General features: G+C 67.6%; 14 protein-coding genes. 6 read left to right on the top strand and 8 right to left on the bottom strand.

Going from position 1 to position 15,847, the window contains the following annotated elements; genetic code table 11:
- Positions 1-29 precede the first annotated feature (29 nt).
- Positions 30-359 (top strand): type II toxin-antitoxin system RelE/ParE family toxin, encoded by a 330-nt coding sequence (locus tag FKQ52_RS05110; RefSeq protein ID WP_141628240.1) that lies wholly within the window; start codon positions 30-32, stop codon positions 357-359.
- Positions 356-661 (top strand): DNA-binding transcriptional regulator, encoded by a 306-nt coding sequence (locus FKQ52_RS05105; protein ID WP_141626182.1) that lies wholly within the window; start codon positions 356-358, stop codon positions 659-661. The genes FKQ52_RS05110 and FKQ52_RS05105 overlap by 4 nt, the downstream gene beginning before the upstream one ends.
- Before the next feature lie 25 nt (positions 662-686).
- On the opposite strand, the gene FKQ52_RS05100 is transcribed toward FKQ52_RS05105, so the two are convergent.
- From FKQ52_RS05100 to FKQ52_RS05075, 6 genes are all read right to left on the bottom strand, one after another.
- Positions 687-2,108: a glycoside hydrolase family 47 protein gene (locus FKQ52_RS05100; RefSeq protein WP_141626181.1), complete on the bottom strand. Its 1,422-nt coding sequence runs from the start codon at positions 2,106-2,108 to the stop codon at positions 687-689.
- Between the two features lie 37 nt (positions 2,109-2,145).
- Positions 2,146-2,598 carry a thioesterase family protein gene (locus FKQ52_RS05095; RefSeq protein WP_141626180.1) on the bottom strand — a complete coding sequence of 151 codons (453 nt, stop codon included), beginning with the start codon at positions 2,596-2,598 and terminating at the stop codon, positions 2,146-2,148.
- Between the two features lie 74 nt (positions 2,599-2,672).
- Positions 2,673-3,437, bottom strand: coding sequence for a peptidase (locus tag FKQ52_RS05090; RefSeq protein ID WP_141626179.1), 765 nt, complete (start codon positions 3,435-3,437; stop codon positions 2,673-2,675).
- 73 nt (positions 3,438-3,510) lie between these two features.
- Positions 3,511-4,335: a transglutaminase family protein gene (locus tag FKQ52_RS05085; protein ID WP_141626178.1), complete on the bottom strand. Its 825-nt coding sequence runs from the start codon at positions 4,333-4,335 to the stop codon at positions 3,511-3,513.
- Positions 4,336-4,338: 3 nt separating this feature from the next.
- The gene (locus tag FKQ52_RS05080; RefSeq protein WP_141626177.1) at positions 4,339-5,271 is read right to left on the bottom strand and encodes an alpha-E domain-containing protein; all 933 of its coding nucleotides are present in this window, start codon (positions 5,269-5,271) and stop codon (positions 4,339-4,341) included.
- Positions 5,271-6,695 carry a circularly permuted type 2 ATP-grasp protein gene (locus FKQ52_RS05075; protein WP_141626176.1) on the bottom strand — a complete coding sequence of 475 codons (1,425 nt, stop codon included), beginning with the start codon at positions 6,693-6,695 and terminating at the stop codon, positions 5,271-5,273. The genes FKQ52_RS05080 and FKQ52_RS05075 overlap by 1 nt, the downstream gene beginning before the upstream one ends.
- A 280-nt stretch (positions 6,696-6,975) precedes the next feature.
- On the opposite strand from FKQ52_RS05075, the gene FKQ52_RS05070 reads away from it, so the two are divergent.
- From FKQ52_RS05070 to FKQ52_RS05055, 4 genes are all read left to right on the top strand, one after another.
- Positions 6,976-7,692 carry a hypothetical protein gene (locus tag FKQ52_RS05070; RefSeq protein WP_141626175.1) on the top strand — a complete coding sequence of 239 codons (717 nt, stop codon included), beginning with the start codon at positions 6,976-6,978 and terminating at the stop codon, positions 7,690-7,692.
- A gap of 177 nt (positions 7,693-7,869) precedes the next feature.
- Positions 7,870-10,446: a TonB-dependent receptor gene (locus FKQ52_RS05065; protein WP_141626174.1), complete on the top strand. Its 2,577-nt coding sequence runs from the start codon at positions 7,870-7,872 to the stop codon at positions 10,444-10,446.
- Positions 10,447-10,456: 10 nt separating this feature from the next.
- Positions 10,457-12,145, top strand: a complete 1,689-nt coding sequence (locus tag FKQ52_RS05060; RefSeq protein ID WP_141626173.1) for an alkaline phosphatase — start codon at positions 10,457-10,459, stop codon at positions 12,143-12,145.
- A gap of 176 nt (positions 12,146-12,321) precedes the next feature.
- Positions 12,322-12,717: a hypothetical protein gene (locus FKQ52_RS05055; protein ID WP_141626172.1), complete on the top strand. Its 396-nt coding sequence runs from the start codon at positions 12,322-12,324 to the stop codon at positions 12,715-12,717.
- Positions 12,718-12,774: 57 nt separating this feature from the next.
- On the opposite strand, the gene FKQ52_RS05050 is transcribed toward FKQ52_RS05055, so the two are convergent.
- Both FKQ52_RS05050 and FKQ52_RS05045 read right to left on the bottom strand, forming a co-directional pair.
- Complete coding sequence (locus FKQ52_RS05050) at positions 12,775-15,222, bottom strand: prolyl oligopeptidase family serine peptidase (RefSeq protein WP_141626171.1); 2,448 nt, start codon at positions 15,220-15,222, stop codon at positions 12,775-12,777.
- 78 nt (positions 15,223-15,300) lie between these two features.
- Positions 15,301-15,834 (bottom strand): hypothetical protein, encoded by a 534-nt coding sequence (locus FKQ52_RS05045; RefSeq protein WP_141626170.1) that lies wholly within the window; start codon positions 15,832-15,834, stop codon positions 15,301-15,303.
- Between the last annotated feature and the right edge of the window lie 13 nt (positions 15,835-15,847).

The raw sequence follows: 15,847 nt of genomic DNA, 5'->3' as shown, positions 1-15,847 counted from the left end.
CCCAAATACGTCAAGGGCGTATATTGATCATGGATTTCTTTCGAACCAAAAGTTACGAGAAGGGGCTGAAACGGCTGGCGAAGCTCGGGGCTTCACAGGCCGATCTGGATGCCATCGAGCCCATGATCGCCGCTAATCCGGAGACTGGCGACCTCATCAAGGGCTCAGGCGGTCTTCGAAAAATGCGCTTTGCCTACGGCGCGGCTGGAAAGAGCGGCGGCGGCAGAACGATCTACTATGTGCTGATAGGCGAAGATCAGGCCTATCTGCTGACCGCCTACCCCAAAGTCGACAAGGACGACTTGTCGGCCGACGAGCTCAAGATGTTCAAGGCTCTGATCAAGGAGTTGCTCAAGTGACCAAGCGCACCGCTACAGGTCTGGAGATCGAGGCTGCTCTCCGGGAAGCCATCGCCCACCGCAAGGGCGAGGTCACGCTGGCGTCACGTCATATCGACCCCATGTCACCCGAACGGATCAAAGCCATCCGCAAGTCCGTTGCGAAGAGCCCCAAGGAATTTGAGGCCCGGTTCGGCATTCCGGCTCGAACCGTGGAGGGCTGGGAACAGGACCGTCGTAAACCCGACCCCGCAGCCCGCGTCCTCCTGGCCGTGATCGAAAATGACCCGGGAGCAGTTGACAGGGCGCTGGACCCCGCCTGACGAGCCGGACGAGACGCGCGGCTCCTCACCCCCGCACAAACCCCCTCAGCACGCACGCCTCCGTGCTCAACTGCAGCCGGTCCAGGTCGATCCGCTTCGGCTCGGCGAACATGATGAAGTAGTACTTCATCTGCTCCGACCACCAGTAGCCGGGGCAGTTGTCGCCCTGCGCCATCGGCCGGGTCGTGATGTCGGCCAGCGAGGTGTAGCCGAAGGCCGCCTTCGAGGTCGCCTTCATGTGCTGATAGTGGAGCGCCGTCAGGACGCGATAGCGCTCGTCCCGGTCGCCCAGCCACAGGTTCAGGCAGGCGTCGGCGAACTCGGGGCGCAGGCCGGTGCCCTTGCCGCGCGGGGTGCGGGTCCGCACGTCGGTCGATTCCGGGATGATGACGTACTGCTCCTGCATCTCCGTATAGGTCGCCAGGAAGTCGTCACCCGCCGTCTTCAGCCCCACCTGTCCCAGCAGCCCCGCCAGATAGGCGCCCAGCACCGTCTGCGAATACGCGGTCGTCTCGGCGGTCTCATAGTCGACCATGGGGAACCACAGGCGGCCGTCGAAGCGCTTGCCCTGATGGGCCACCATCGCGCCCATGCACTCCTCGGCCCAGCGCTTCATGTCCGTGTCGCCGAACAGCTCCCAGCTGTCCCACAGATATTCGTAGAAGCTGTCCGCATAGACGTCGATCGAGGCGTTGCGGCTGGTGAACAGCCCCGTCTCCGCGTGGATGTTGGCGGCCATCAGCCCCTTGTCCGACCGCATGTCCAGCGCGTGCTTCATCGCCCGCTTGGCCGCCGCATAGTAGCGGTCGTCGCCGGTCAACTGGCCCAGAACCCCGAACTCGGTCGCATAGGTGCCGATCTCGGCCAGATTGGTCTCCGGATCGCGCACAGCCCCCGTCTTCAGGTTCACATAGCGGTACGGCAGGCCGTGCGGCGAGGCGTCGAACGCCTTCATCAGCCGGTCGGCCAGATCCTTCGCCTTCTCCAGCAGCACCGGATCGCCGCACGCCAGATGCGCCGACACCAGACCGCCGACCAGACGGATATTGGTCTCGAACACCTGAGAATAGGCGTCGATGTCGAACGACAGGCTGGACTTCACCCAGTCCAGCCCCGCCTGGAACTCCTCGTCCAGCTCCATGATCCACAGGGTGTCCAGCGCCTCGATCAGCGACAGGCCCAGATCATGGCCCTCGATGAAGAACGAGCGCGCGGTGCCGGAGACCGGATTGATCTCGTCCTTGCCCCAGGCCTTGGCGACATAGTGGTCCCACGCCCATTTGAACTCGGCCTTCACATCGGCGCCGAGGGCCGCCCAGTCTTCCCCGGACAGGGCCTCGCTCCGCAACGACGGCGCGGCTTGCGCGGGCAGGCCCGAAAGGCCGAGAGCGGCGAGACCGCCCGAAAGCGCGAGGGCGTGGCGGCGAGTCAGTCGGTTCTGGATCATGGCTCACCCTATCGCGGCCTGCGGCGCCTGCAACGGCTCAGGCTGCCTGATCATCCATCATCTTGCACGCGGCGATGAAGGCGTCCGGCACCGGCACGGTCCGGCGCGGCTCGTCCGGGGCCACGCACACATAGGTCAGGCCGACATCCGCCAGCAGTTCATCGCCCCGGAACACCGCGACCCGCGGCTGGAATGATGTCCGCCCGAACCGCTCGACCCGCGCGCCCAGCCGCAGCTCGTCGTCGAACCGCGCCGAGGCCCGGAAATCCACCGACGCGCCCGCCGCGAACATATCGATGCCCAGCTTCGCCAGCCCGTCCACCCCGGAGAAGCCGATGGCGCGCATGTATTCGCTCATCGCCACGTCGGCGTAGACCAGATAGTTCGGATTGAAGACCACGCCCTGCATGTCCACCTCGGCCCAGCGCACGCGCAGGGGCTCGAAGAAGGCGAAATTGGCGGGCGTCGAAGGGGTGTCGAAAGCAGGCATGCCGACACGCTAGGCCGACGCTTCAACGCCCCGCAAGGCGCCGCCACGTCAACGCCAGGTCAGCGAAAGGGATCTCAACCGAAGGCCGCCATCCCCTGGCTGTTCGGCATCCACGGCGGTTCCGGCATGGCGGCGCGGGCCTGCGCCTGCGCGCGGGTCCAGCGGTCGTGCAGGTCGGTGAAATAGGGATCGTCCGCCTCGATCCGCCGCACGTCGCCGCTGATCATGTCGCGGCGCAGGGTCAGCATGTCGAACGGCGCTCCCACCCCGACATTGCAGCGCATGGTGGTCGAGAACGAGATCAGCCCCAGCTTCACCGCCTCCGCCAACGGCGTGCTGCCGCGCAGCCCGCTGACCAGAATGGGCTTGCCATACTTGGCCTCGCCGATCTGCAGGAACGGCGTGTCCGCCCCGCACTCGATGAAATTGCCCTGGCTGTAGATGAGATACAGCTGCATCGGTCCGCCGGCGATCTGGCCGCCCAGCAGCATGGTCGCCGAGGTGTTCAGACTGTCCGCCTCCAGCGCCGGGGCGATCGACTGGCGGACGTTGCGCAGCGCATGACCCAGCAGCTGGGCGCAGCGGAACAGGGTCGGCGCGGTCTCCAGCGTCTCCGGCTCCTCCCCGACATTCAGATGGACGCCCTCGCGCACCATGGCCAGCGCCGTCTGGGTGACTGACAGATTGCCCGCCGTCGCCACGGCCAGCACCCGCTCGCCCGGCCTGTCGACGACGTGCAGCTTTCGATACGACGAGATGTTGTCGACGCCCGCATTGGTCCGCGTGTCGGCGATCATCGCCAACCCTTCATCGACCAGCAGGCCTACGCAGTAAGTCATTGGACGTGTCGTATCCCGCGAACGTCAGAATTCGACGAACCGTAACAGATTCCCGCGACCATCGACCCTGCGTTCACGCCTGTTGCTGACCCTGTTGCATGTCCGCATCACGCACCATCAGCTTGACCGCCAGCGTCTCCCCGGCCCCGCCGTAGGTGGCCCCGCGCACCGGCGCTGCGCCGAGGTAATCGAGCCCCGTCGCGATCCGGACGTAGCGCTCGGTCGGACAGATGCCGTTGGCCGGATCGAAGCCGACCCAGCCCAGGCCCTCGATCCAGGCCTCCGCCCAGGCGTGGGCGGCCTCCTGATCAGCCCGGTCCCGCCGCGCCAGATGGCCGGAGACATAGCGGGCCGGCACGCCCATGTGCCGGGCGCAGGCGATGAAGACGTGGGCATGGTCCTGACAAACCCCCCGTCCGAGGGCCAGCACCTCACTGGCGGTGTGGGTCGGCGTCGTCACCCCCACCTCGAAGGCCACCGACCCGTGTATCCCGGCCATCAGCCGATGCATCCGGTCCAGCGGCGGATGGGCCTGAAACTCCGACGCGAAGACCGAGATCAGCCTGTCCCGCTTCGTCAGGTCGGTGTCCCGCAGAAAGACCAGCGGCGACAGACGCTCCTGATCCGGCGGAATGACCCCCGCCGTGTCACTGGTCACCACCTCCCCGGTCACCCGGATGGTCAGGGTCTTCGTCGGCTGCTCGGTGTAGAGGGCGTGGACGATGTTGCCGAAGGCGTCCTCGGACTTGCGCAGACGCGCGTCCACGTCGGTCTCCACCTGCCAGTGACGCACGGTCTGCGCCTCGCTGGAGCGCGGCGTCAGACGCAGGTTCTGCACGATGAACCGCGCCGCCCGGTCATAGGCGTAGGTTGTGGTGTGATCGATCCCGATACGCATGGATCAGCTCAGATACTGTTCGTGGATGGCCTGCCCCAGTCGCCCGTTCTCATTCAGGAACGACTGGATGTATTCGTGCAGACCGGACTGGAAGATGGTTTCGATGCGGGAGGAGTCAAACGCCCGCATCCGCTCCGCCGCAAGTCGCTGCGCGGGGCCGCGTCGGCCGTAATCGTTGGCCAGCTTCTCCAGATAGCGCACGATGGACGCCTGACAGCTGGCCAGTGATCGCGGCATCTGCCGGTTCAGCACCAGCAGGTCCGCCACCAGCCAAGGCTTCACACTGTCCCGATAGACCCAGCGATAGGCCGTCAGGGCCGACACCTCGCGCAGCAGGGTCGTCCACTGGAAGTAATCCAGCTGACCGCCCACCCGTTCGCCCTCGGGCAGCAGCAGGTGATACTTCACGTCCAGCAGCCGGGCGGTGTTGTCGGCCCGCTCGATGGCCGCCCCCAGCCGCAGGAAATAATAGCCGTCGTTGCGCAGCATGGTCCGCGAGGCCGCGCCCTCGACTGACAGGGTCACGGTCTTCACCCACTCGAGGAAGTGGCCGAAGTCGTCGCGTCGGGTCGGTTGCCCCTGTTCGGCCAGCCCGTTCCAGGCGCCGTTGATCGCCTCCCACAGCTCCACCGTCAGCGCGGTCCGCACCGAGCGGGCGTTGGTCCGCGCCCGGGTGATGCAGGCGGCGATGGATGAGGCGTTGTCCGGCGAGAAGGCCAGATACTCCCGCACCGACTTCTCGGTCGGCGCCCGGCCCAGCGCCTTGGGCGCCCCGGCCGACGCCAGCGCGCTGGCCCACACCGTCTCGGCGTCCCCGTCGCCCCGCGTCGGGATGGCGGCCAACCGGATCGTGGCTTCCAGAATGCGGGCGAGGAAGTCCGCCCGCTCAATATAGCGGCCCGTCCAGTACAGGCTGTCTGCGGTACGAGAAAGCATCAGACGTCCAGCACCCAGGTGTCCTTGGTTCCGCCGCCCTGGCTGGAGTTCACCACCAGCGAGCCGGGCTTCAGCGCCACGCGGGTCAGGCCGCCGGGCGCCACCTTCACCCCGTCGGGGCTCGACAGCACGAAGGGCCGCAGATCGACGTGCCGTCCGTGCAGTTCGCCCTTGTCCAGCGTCGGCGCCGTCGACAGGGCCAGCGTCGGCTGGGCGATGAAGTCGTCGGGGTCATTGATCAGCTTCTTCCGGAAGCTTTCGATCTCGGCCTTGGTCGAGGCCGGGCCCACCAGCATGCCGTAGCCGCCCGAGCCGCCGACCTCCTTGACCACCAGATCGCCGAGGTTGGCCAGCACATGCTTCAGCGCGTCCGGCTCCCGACAGCGCCAGGTCGGCACATTGTTCAGGATCGGCTCCTCGCCGGTGAAGAAGCGGATGATCTCCGGCATGTAGGTATAGACCGCCTTGTCGTCGGCCACGCCGGTGCCGACCGCATTGGCCAGCGTCACCGTGCCCTCCTCATAGGCGTTCATCAGCCCCGGCACGCCCAGCGCCGAGTCCGGACGGAAGGTCAGCGGATCGAGGAAGGCGTCGTCGATACGGCGGTAGATCACATCCACCTGCTGTCGACCTTCGGTCGTGCGCATGAAGACCTTGCCGTCGTCGACGAACAGGTCCCGCCCCTCGACCAGTTCCACCCCCAGCTTGTCCGCCAGGAAGCTGTGCTCATAGTAGGCCGAGTTGAACGGCCCGGGCGTCAGCACCACGATCGTCGGATCGCTTCCCGCCGCTTCCGGCGCGCAGGCCCGCAGGCTGGCCAGCAGCATGTCCGCATAGGTCTCGACCGGCCGCACCGGATAGTCGGCGAACAGGTCCGGGAACAACCGCATCATCATCTCGCGGTTCTCCAGCATGTAGGAGACCCCCGACGGCGTGCGGCAATTGTCCTCCAGCACATAGAAGCCGTCCTCGCCGGTCCGCACCAGATCGACGCCCGCGATCTGCACCCAGATGTCGCGCGGCGGGCGGCGGCCCTGCATCTCGGGCGCATACTGCGGATTGGTCAGGATCAGTTCCGCCGGGACCACGCCGGCCTTCAGACATTCCTGCTTGCCGTAGACGTCGGCGAGGAAGGCGTTGATGGCCGAAACGCGCTGGATCAGCCCCTTCTCCAGCCCGCCCCATTCAGCGGCGCCGATGATGCGTGGCACCACGTCGAATGGGATCAGCCGCTCGCTGGACTCGGCGTCGCCATAGACGGCGAAGGTGACCCCCATCCGGCGGAAGAACAGCTCCGCCTGACGCGACCGCGCCTGCAACAGCCCTTCGGGCGCGTCGGCCAGCCACTTCGCCAGTCCGCGATAGCTGTCACGGACCTTCCCCCCGTAAACGGGCGCCCCACCGGACATTTCGTCGAAGGCCATGCCGCTCCCACCGCAATGAATATGCAGCGTGACCCGACAAGTGACGCTCGCGCAACAGGAATGTTGCGGTGCGGCAAAGGTTCAACCGGAAACGTACAGCCGCCGGCATGACGGCGAACCGCCCTCCTGCCCGGTAGCCACAAGACCATCGTTACCCAAACAGGCGGAGGGACCGGGCCCGATGAGCCCTCACGGCCAAGGCTGTCAGCTCCCCGTGAACGGCTGGAACAGCCCGGAATCGCTCCGGTTCTGAAGCTCCCCAACGAGAGGAGCTTCAGCCATGAACCCCACCCGATATCGACCGCAGAACGACCTTGGCCGCCGCGACGAGGAGCGTGGCCGGGAACCGCGTGACCGGCGTTACGACGAGGGCCGCAGTTGGTCCGAAGGCGATGGCGGGCGCACGGCCGAGGCCTGGCGCGGCCAAGGCCAGTATGATCGGGATGAGTACGACCGGAGTTCTTACGGTCAGGGCGACCATGATCGCGGCCGCCACGACCGCGACCCCAATCCGTCGCGGGCCTCAATCCGGAACTACGGCTACGATCAGGGCGGCTATTCCGACGGGCGCTACGGTCGCGGTGATCGCGACCACGGCGCCTCATCGTCGCCGGACTATCGCGGCGAGACCTTCACCCGATCGCAGTATGACCGCCCGGACCATGGACGCCCTGACTACGCTCGCTCGACGCGGCCCGATCACGGCTACGCCCCCGGCGCGCAAATCTGGGAGGGCTCCGGCCCCGGCTTTAAGGGCGAGGCGCGCGCGGACCGGTCAAACCATGATTTCGAGCCCGACTACCTGCATTGGCGCGAGCAGCAGATGTCGAACTTCGACCGCGACTATCACGACTGGCGCTCCGAACGGCGCGAGAAATTCTCCGCCGATTTCGACAACTGGCGCAGCAGCCGTCCGAAAGTTCAGGCGGAAAATCCCATCGTCGGTGACATTTCCGAGGGCGGAACCGGCGACGCATCCAAGATCAAAAACCGCTAGGGGACGCGTCCAGCGTTCGACGAAGGGCCCGGCTGATCGCCGGGCCCTTTTCGTTGCGCCGGTAACTGAACGTTATTCACCTGAACGACGTCCGAGCTTCATTTGCCGGTCGTCTCACCGTCGCTGTCACGGCATACAGCCCCGCTAGGTCGGGAGTCTCACTCCCCGGGGGCTGTCATGATTCATCGCGTTCAACGTTCGTCCACCCTGCTCGGCGCCAGCGCCCTGGGCATCGTCTGGGCTCTGGCCGGAGCCGCCCACGCCCAGCAGGCCGAACCGGCCCAGCTGGACGAGGTCATCGTCACCGCCCAGCTGCGCGAACAGAGCGCCGTCGAGGTGCCCTTCGCCCTGACCGCCTGGAACGGCGAGCGTCTGGAGCAGCTGGGCGTTCAGGACTTCGAGGAGCTGTCGGCGTTCACCCCCGGCTTCCTCGTCCAGAACCAGTCGCCGAACAACGCCGGCTTCGTGATGCGCGGCATCACCTCTGACTCGGGCGAGGCCTCCACCGAGCCGCGCGTATCGGTCTTCCAGGACGGCGTCTCGATCTCCAAATCCCGCGGCTCCTATGTCGAGCTGTTCGACATCGAGCGCATCGAGGTCGCCCGCGGCCCGCAGTCGACCCTCTACGGTCGCGGCGCCCTGATCGGCGCGGTCAACGTGATCCAGAACAAGGCCGAGATCGGCCACTGGGAGGCCGAAGGCCGCGCCGGCTTCGGCGACTATGACTACCGCATGGGCGAGCTGATGGTGAACGCCCCGGTGGGCGAGAACGCCGCCATCCGCTTCGCCACCCGCATGAAGGCCCGCGAAGGCTATGTGACCAACCTGCTCGGCGGCGCCGACTACAACGGCTTCGACACCCAGGCCTTCCGCCTCTCGGGCGCCTTCCAGCCGACCGAAGGCTTCCGCTTCGACCTGATCGCCAACTACCAGACCGACAGCGCGCCGGGCACCGCGTTCAAGTCGCTGGCCTATGCGCCGCAAGACCCGAACACCGGCGCCGTCATCGGTTCGGCTGAGCCGTGGGAGGGCGCCGCTCTTACCCCGGGAACCAACATCGACGGCGGTCAGGATCTGGGTCTGGACCGCGAAGTCTGGGGCCTGACCGGCATCGCCCGCCTCGACCTGTCGGACAGCCTGACCCTGACCTCGACCAGCGCCTACCGCAAGTTCGACTCCTACGAAGTCTTCGACGCGGACGGCATCTCCCTGCCCCTGCTCTCGGCCGTGGAAGACGCCCAAGGCGAACAATGGAGCCAGGAGCTTCGCCTGAACTGGGACAACGGCGGCGCCGTCTCGGGCTTCTTCGGCGTCGGCTACTTCAAGGAAGAGGGTTCGCAACGGACCCCGACCGAGTTCAACGAGCGCATCGCCCTTGCCCAGCTGGCCGGTCTGCTGGACGGCGCCCCCGGCGTCACCGGCCCGAACTTCCTGCCGCTGGCCTTCTATTCCAGCCCGACCCTGCTGGACCCGATTCTCGGCGGCCTCGGCCTGCCCGCCCCGGCCATTCCGGGCATCCGCGACAACCTCAAGGCCTCGCATATCGAGACCGCCACCAACACCAGCGAGCTGCAGTCGGTCGACCTGTTCGCCGACGTCACCTGGCGTCCGACGGATCGTCTGGAGTTCTCGGCGGGCGTCCGCTGGACGCAGGACGACAAGACCAGCGGCTTCTCGTCCGCCGTGCTCAACGGTCGTTCGGTCGCCGGCAGCCTGCTGGGCGTCCAGCAGATTCAGGGCCAGATCGCGCGACTGATCGCTTCCGGAACCCCGGCCGACCTGGCACAGGCCGCCCAGCTCGGCGCACTGGCCAACGGCATCGTCGGCCAGCTGGCCGTCCCGGGCGCGGCCACCGCGCCCTTCTCGACGACCTTCCCGGCCTTCGGCCTGACCTTCCAGCCGACCGCCAACAACGGCGACTTCATCTATCAGGATCTGGAAGACGACGGCTTCACCTGGCGCGTCACCGGCCGTTACGCCATCGGCGATGAAAGCAGCCTGTACGCCAACTACGCCCGCGGCCGTCGCCCGGCCGTTCTGGCCGCCGGCGCCCCCTCGGCCCCGTTCGGCGCCCCGGACTTCACCTTCGTGGACGCCGAGGAAGTCGACAGCTACGAGATCGGCGCCAAGACCACGGGTCTGTTCAACGGCGCCCTGCATCTGGACGGGTCGGTCTACCTCTACGACTACTCGAACTTCCAGACGACGATTCAGGTCGGCACCCAGTTCATCACCACCAACGCCGGTGAAGCCCGCGCCTACGGCTTCGAGGGTCAGGCCTTCCTGAGCCTGAATGAGTACGTCGATGTCTTCGGCACCTACGCCTACAACCACTCGCGGTTCGAGGCGGGCATCTACGACGGCAACCGCTTCCGTCTTTCGCCGGACAACCGCGCCTCTTTCGGCATGTCGGTCCGTGTGCCGCTGCCGGGTGGCGAACTGGCCGTCATGCCGACGTACACCTGGCAGTCGGAGATGTTCTTCGACGACAACAACGACCGCACCGACCTGCAGACCGGCAACTTCGTCCCCGACACCGTCGTGGACGAGTATCAGGACGCCTACGGCCTGCTGAACCTGCGCATCCGCTTCACCAGCGCGCAGGGCGACTGGTCGGTGGAAGCCTTCGCCGACAACCTGCTCGACGAGAAATACATCAAGGACGCGGGCAACACCGGCGACGGTCTGGGTCTGCCGACCTTCATCGCCGGCGAGCCCCGCACCGTCGGCCTCGTCTTCGGCGTGAAGTACTAGAGGTCGGATCATGAGCCTGCACCGTCGCGGTCTTCTCGGTCTTCTCAGCGCCGGTGCGGCGGGCGCAAGCCTGCCCGCCGCCGCCCGACAGGCCGTCGACGTCCAGTTCCTGCACGGGGTCGCCTCCGGCGATCCCCGTCAGGACGGGCTCCTGATCTGGACGCGCGTCACGCCGTCCGACCCGTCCGTCCGCGCCGTGCGGGTCGACTGGTCGGTCTGGCGCGACGGCGATGCGACCGCCTCTGTCGCCTCCGGCACGGTCGAGACCGGCCCCGAGCGCGACTTCACGGTCAAGGTGCCGGTCGCGGGCCTCCAGCCGGGCGTCGACTACCGCTACGCCTTCTCGGCGGGCGAGGTTAGCTCGCCTCAGGGCCGCGCTCGCACCCTGCCCGTCGGCCCGACCGCCGACGCGGTTCTGGCCGTCGCCTCCTGCCAGCTCTATCCGGGCGGCTACTTTAACGCCTGGGAGGTGGTGTCGAAGCTGGATCGCCTCGACGCCGTCATCCACCTGGGCGACTACATCTATGAATACGGCGCCGAGCCGGACTCCTACGGCATGACCACCGGCGCGCGTCTGAACCGCACGCCCCAGCCGCCGCACGAGATCGTCACCCTGGCCGACTACCGGCAGCGCCACGCCCAGTACAAGTCGGACCCGGACCTGCAGGCCGCCCACGCCCGCGCGCCCTTCATCTGCGTCTGGGACGATCACGAGGTCGCCAACGACACCTGGTCCGGCGGCGCCGAGAACCACCAGTCAGAAACCGAAGGCGACTTCCTCGTCCGCAAGGCCGCCGCCCTGAAGGCCTATTTCGAGTGGATGCCGATCCGCGAACCGGAAGGCGGCCTAACCGAGGACGCCATCTATCGCAGCTTCGACTTCGGCGATCTGGCCAGCCTGCTGATGGTCGAGACCCGGCTGGTCGCCCGTCAGGAAGCCCTCAGCTTCGCCACCGACATGCCGGTCGTCGGCACGGGCCGCAACGCCCGCCCGGACGTCGACGCCTTCCGCGCCAAGCTCAACGCTCCCGACCGCGACCTTCTGGGCGACGCCCAGCGCGACTGGATCCGCTCCACCCTGACCGCCTCGCGCGAGGCCGGTCGTCCGTGGCAGGTCATCGGCAATCAGGTCGTCATGGGCCGGGTGCAGGGACCGGACATCACCAGGATGGCCTCCCCGCTGGAGGTCACCGTCCTGCTGGCCCGCCTGCCCGCCGCCGTCCGCGCCGAGGTTCGCCAGTCGATCGAGCTGTTCAAGCTGGGCGTGCCGTTCAACCTCGACAGCTGGGACGGCTATCCCGCCGGTCGCGAGCGTCTGTACGGCGCCTTCGCTGACGCGGGCGTCCAGCCCATCGTTCTGGCCGGCGACAGCCATGCCTTCTGGGTCAATGATCTGAAGGACGCCTCAGGCCGCCGCGCTGCTGTCGAGTTCGCCACCAGCGCCATCTCCAGCCCCTCGCCCGGCGACCACGTCCAGGGCGTCCCCCTCGGCGCGGCCCTGAACGCGGCGAATGAAGAAGTCCTGCTCTGCGACCAGACGGCCAAGGGCTTCGTCCTGCTGACCCTCACCCCGACCGAAGCGAAGGCCGAACTCCACACCGTCTCGACCATCTTCGACAAACGCTACGACGCCTCGGTGCTGAAGACCTACACGGTGGCCAAAACCGCCGACGGCAACGGGCCGCTGGTAGAGTCCTGACCCTCTCCCATTGGGAGAGGGAGACCGCGCCCAACGGCGCAGCCGTTGTTCTGCGCGCGGTCGGGTGAGAGTCGACCGTCAGAAGTCTGTTTCACCAACAGGCGGCACGGCTCATAGAGGACTTGGCAGGCACGGATGCGAGAGCAATGCTCGCACCCATGCAATCAGAGATCGCTATGCTAGACACTTCCCTGCCCCGATACCCAAAAGGGGCTGTCATCGCCTTCGCCGTGCTGGCGGTTGCGGCCTGCGGGGAACGGCAGCCAAAAGAATACCGCCCCACCGCTTCTATCGAGCGTCCCGCGACGGAATATGAAACCCGGCGGGTCCTGCTTGAGGGACCACGGACACTGTTCGAGAGTGATCTGGACGACGGCCGCTCCGAGTGGTTCACCTCTGAAGGGCACTATGATCGGACCGGCGGGGTCACGCTGAGCGGTCGTTACGAGGTCCGCGGCAACAGGGTCTGTACGAGTGTTTCGCTGGAAACCCCGCTGGACAACTGCCGGAGCCTCGTCATCGCCCCCGACGGCCCCCGCTTCATCTATCTCCCCCAGGACCTCGCCCGATAGGGAGACCAGAGGGGGCGGCGCCCTTTCGGGCGTCCGCCCCGATGATCCCGCCGGGCCTTACTCCGCCGCCCGCGGCGGTGCGTTCTTCACATACTGGTCCAGCCAGCGCACCGTTTCCCACAGCGTGTGCCCGACCGACTCCCGCGCGCGATAGCCGTGGGCTTCCAGCGGCAGGACCACGTAACGCACCTGCGCCCCATTGCCCTTCAGCGCCGCATAGAAGCGTTCCGACTGCACCGGGAAGGTGCCCGAGTTGTCGTCCGCCTCGCCGTGGATCAGCAGGATCGGCTCATTGACCCGGTTGGCGAAGGCGAAGGGCGACATCTCGTTGTACGTCTCCGGCGCCTCCCAATAGGTCCGCTGCTCCGCCTGGAAACCGAACGGCGTCAGGGTCCGGTTATAGGCGCCCGACCGCGCGATGCCGGTGCGGAACAGGTCGGTGTGGGCCAGCAGGTTGGCGGTCATGAAGGCGCCGTAGCTGTGCCCGCCGACGGCGATCCGGTCGCGGTCCGCCACGCCCAGCTCGACCACCGCATTGACCGCCGCCTCGGCGCTGGCCGTCAGTTGCTCGATGTAGGTGTCGTTCGGCTCGGCGCCGTCCTTGCCGATGATCGGCATCGACGGGTCGTCCAGCACCGCATAGCCCTGCGTCAGCAGGAACAGATGGCTCGATCCGCCCGGCCGCACGAAGCGGTTGGCGGTGTCCACCACCTGCCCGGCCACGGCGGCGTCGGTGAACTCGGCCGGATAGGCCCACATCACCAGCGGCAGCGGACCGTCGCGGTCCTTGTCGTACCCTGCGGGCAGATACAGCGTGCCGGACAGCTGCACCCCGTCGGCGCGGGTGTAGGTGATCAGCTGACGCGACACGCCCGCCAGCTGCGGCGCCGGATCGGTGAAGTGCGTCAGCGGCGTGGTCGTCGCGGCGTTCAGATCGCGCACGAACAGGTTGGCCGGATCGTTCTTCGTCTCGCGCCGAGTCACCAGACGGCGCGCGCCGTCATCCAGCACCCCGACGATGCTCTCGTATTCGCCGGTGGCCGAGGTCCACAGACGCTCCGACTGGCCGGTGTTCAGGTCCATGGCGGCGAGGAAGGGATACTCCCCTTCCCGCGTCGCGCCCGGTCCGGTCATCAGCAGGCGACCGTCGGCGGCGAAGCGCGCCACATTGAAGCCCTGCGCGTTCGGCTCGGTCAGGGGCGAACCCGGATTGTTGTACTGGTCCTGATAGTTCCGCTCCAGCAGCACCCGGCCCGTTCCCGGGTTCGACGGGTCGATGACGTAGCGGGTCTCGTGACGGGTGTTGAACCAGCGGCTGGTCACCAGCGCGGTGTCCGCATCGCCCCAGGTGATCCCGCCGTAGCGCTCGTTCAGGTCGATCAGGGTCGTCGGCTGCGCGTTGAACGGCGCGGCCAGCATGAAGACGCGGTCGCGCACTTCCGACGGCGTGCGCGGATCGCCGCCGTCCTGCGCCTCGGTCCAGACCAGGGTGGCGGGCGCATCGGCGCGCCACTGGATCGAGCGCGGGCCGGGCGCCACGGCGTCGAACGGCGTCGGCACATTATCCCGCAGCGGCAGGTCAGCGACCTGATGGACCGCGCGCCCCTGCAGGTCGATCACCCGCGTCTCGGACGGGAACAGACCGGCGGGCACCACATAGCTGTAGGGCCGCTTGACCGTCGTGGTCAGCACATGGCGCCCGTCCGGCGAGACACTGGCGCCCAGATAGACCGCAGGCGCGCCGAGATCGCGCGCGCCCCGGCCGTTGATCGGCACATAGGTCAGCTGCGAGGTGAAGTAGTGGTCGAACAGGGCCTCGTCGCCCGCGTCGCTCAGCAGGTCCTGATAGGTCCGCGCCGGGGCCACCCGGCCCATGCTCTCGGCCACGATCGGACCGGCGGGCGGACGGCTGACGTCCGGCGCCGCGCCCCGGCCCTGCGGAGTCAGGCGCACCACCAGACCGGCGCTGTCCGGCGTCCAGTCAAAGGCGCTTCCGGTGGCCGCGTTGACCCGCGCCTCCGTCAGCTTGCTCGCCCGCGCCGTGGCGACGTCCACCACCCACAGCTCCAGCCCCGTCGGGGCGTCCATCAGCAGGGCCACCTTCGATCCGTCCGGCGACCAGCTGGGCGACAGGAAGCGCGCATTGGCCGGCAGTTGCACCGCCCGCGCCTCGCCGCCCGCGACCGGCTGGAAGCTCAGCCCGGTCAGCCAGCTGACCCGGCTGTTGGCCTGACCATTGTTGCGCGGATTGATGCGATAACCGCCCAGCCGAAGCATCGGCTCGGCCAGCTCGGCGATGGGCGGCAGGTTCGACCGGTCGAACAGCGCCAGCGTCGTCCGGTTCGGGCTCAGGCTCGAGCTCGGGGTCGGCTTGGTGTCCAGAATGTCAGCGATGGGCGACGGGGGCTGCTGATAGGTCAGGGCCTCCTGCGCCATGGCGGGACCGGCGACGGCGGCCAGCAGGACAAAGGCGGGCAGAGCCCGGGCGAGCAGACGATGACGCATGAAACAGCCCCTTGAGCGCCCGCTCACTCACGGGCGGCGGCACGCTAGAGGTCGTCTCCGAGTCCGGTCAAGCCGCTGTTATGGTGTATCAGTACGCGGCGGTGCGGGCTGCTGCCCCGGGAAGCGCGCGTCCTTGGCCCCGAACCACGCCTCGCGCAGCCCCTGCCTCGGCATGTCGGTCCCCACCTGCGCCAGCTGCCCGACCCAGGCTTCCGACACGCGCTCCACCGTCTCCGACACCCAGCCCGGCGCCTGCTGGTGCGACCAGTTCAGCGGCGAGACGGCGTTGAAGACCAGCAGGAACAGCCCGGCGATCACCAGCGTCTGGGTCGTCCAGCGCAGGTCCCGCGCGGCCAGCCCCTCATCATCAATGGGCGGTCCCGGCGGGAAGGCGAACCGCCCCAGCGCGACCAGCGGATTGGCCCGCTCGACCAGCGGCTCCGGCGCGGTCGGCAGGTCGTGGGCGTCGGCCGACTGTATCCAGTCGCTCGGCGGGTCCTGCGGAACCGGCAGGCTTTCATACAGCGGCGGGAACGGCGACTCCGGTCGATGCGTCGGGAAGGGCTCCAGCGGAACTCCGCCCTGCCCGTTCTGATCCTTCTCGTCGGTCATGCTCGTTCCCAAC

The organism is Brevundimonas sp. M20 (assembly GCF_006547065.1).
Lineage (GTDB): Bacteria > Pseudomonadota > Alphaproteobacteria > Caulobacterales > Caulobacteraceae > Brevundimonas.
The sequence above is the reverse complement of the archived record's forward strand: the minus strand, read 5'-3'. Positions and strand labels throughout refer to the sequence as shown.

What these genes read in the sequence shown, in the direction of transcription:
- FKQ52_RS05110 (WP_141628240.1), top strand. Translation starts at nt 30, where the DNA reads ATGGATTTCTTTCGAACCAAAAGTTACGAGAAGGGGCTGAAACGGCTG.
- FKQ52_RS05100 (WP_141626181.1), bottom strand. Translation starts at nt 2,108, where the DNA reads ATGATCCAGAACCGACTGACTCGCCGCCACGCCCTCGCGCTTTCGGGC.
- FKQ52_RS05095 (WP_141626180.1), bottom strand. Translation starts at nt 2,598, where the DNA reads ATGCCTGCTTTCGACACCCCTTCGACGCCCGCCAATTTCGCCTTCTTC.
- FKQ52_RS05090 (WP_141626179.1), bottom strand. Translation starts at nt 3,437, where the DNA reads ATGACTTACTGCGTAGGCCTGCTGGTCGATGAAGGGTTGGCGATGATC.
- FKQ52_RS05085 (WP_141626178.1), bottom strand. Translation starts at nt 4,335, where the DNA reads ATGCGTATCGGGATCGATCACACCACAACCTACGCCTATGACCGGGCG.
- FKQ52_RS05080 (WP_141626177.1), bottom strand. Translation starts at nt 5,271, where the DNA reads ATGCTTTCTCGTACCGCAGACAGCCTGTACTGGACGGGCCGCTATATT.
- FKQ52_RS05075 (WP_141626176.1), bottom strand. Translation starts at nt 6,695, where the DNA reads ATGGCCTTCGACGAAATGTCCGGTGGGGCGCCCGTTTACGGGGGGAAG.
- FKQ52_RS05070 (WP_141626175.1), top strand. Translation starts at nt 6,976, where the DNA reads ATGAACCCCACCCGATATCGACCGCAGAACGACCTTGGCCGCCGCGAC.
- FKQ52_RS05065 (WP_141626174.1), top strand. Translation starts at nt 7,870, where the DNA reads ATGATTCATCGCGTTCAACGTTCGTCCACCCTGCTCGGCGCCAGCGCC.
- FKQ52_RS05060 (WP_141626173.1), top strand. Translation starts at nt 10,457, where the DNA reads ATGAGCCTGCACCGTCGCGGTCTTCTCGGTCTTCTCAGCGCCGGTGCG.
- FKQ52_RS05055 (WP_141626172.1), top strand. Translation starts at nt 12,322, where the DNA reads ATGCTAGACACTTCCCTGCCCCGATACCCAAAAGGGGCTGTCATCGCC.
- FKQ52_RS05050 (WP_141626171.1), bottom strand. Translation starts at nt 15,222, where the DNA reads ATGCGTCATCGTCTGCTCGCCCGGGCTCTGCCCGCCTTTGTCCTGCTG.
- FKQ52_RS05045 (WP_141626170.1), bottom strand. Translation starts at nt 15,834, where the DNA reads ATGACCGACGAGAAGGATCAGAACGGGCAGGGCGGAGTTCCGCTGGAG.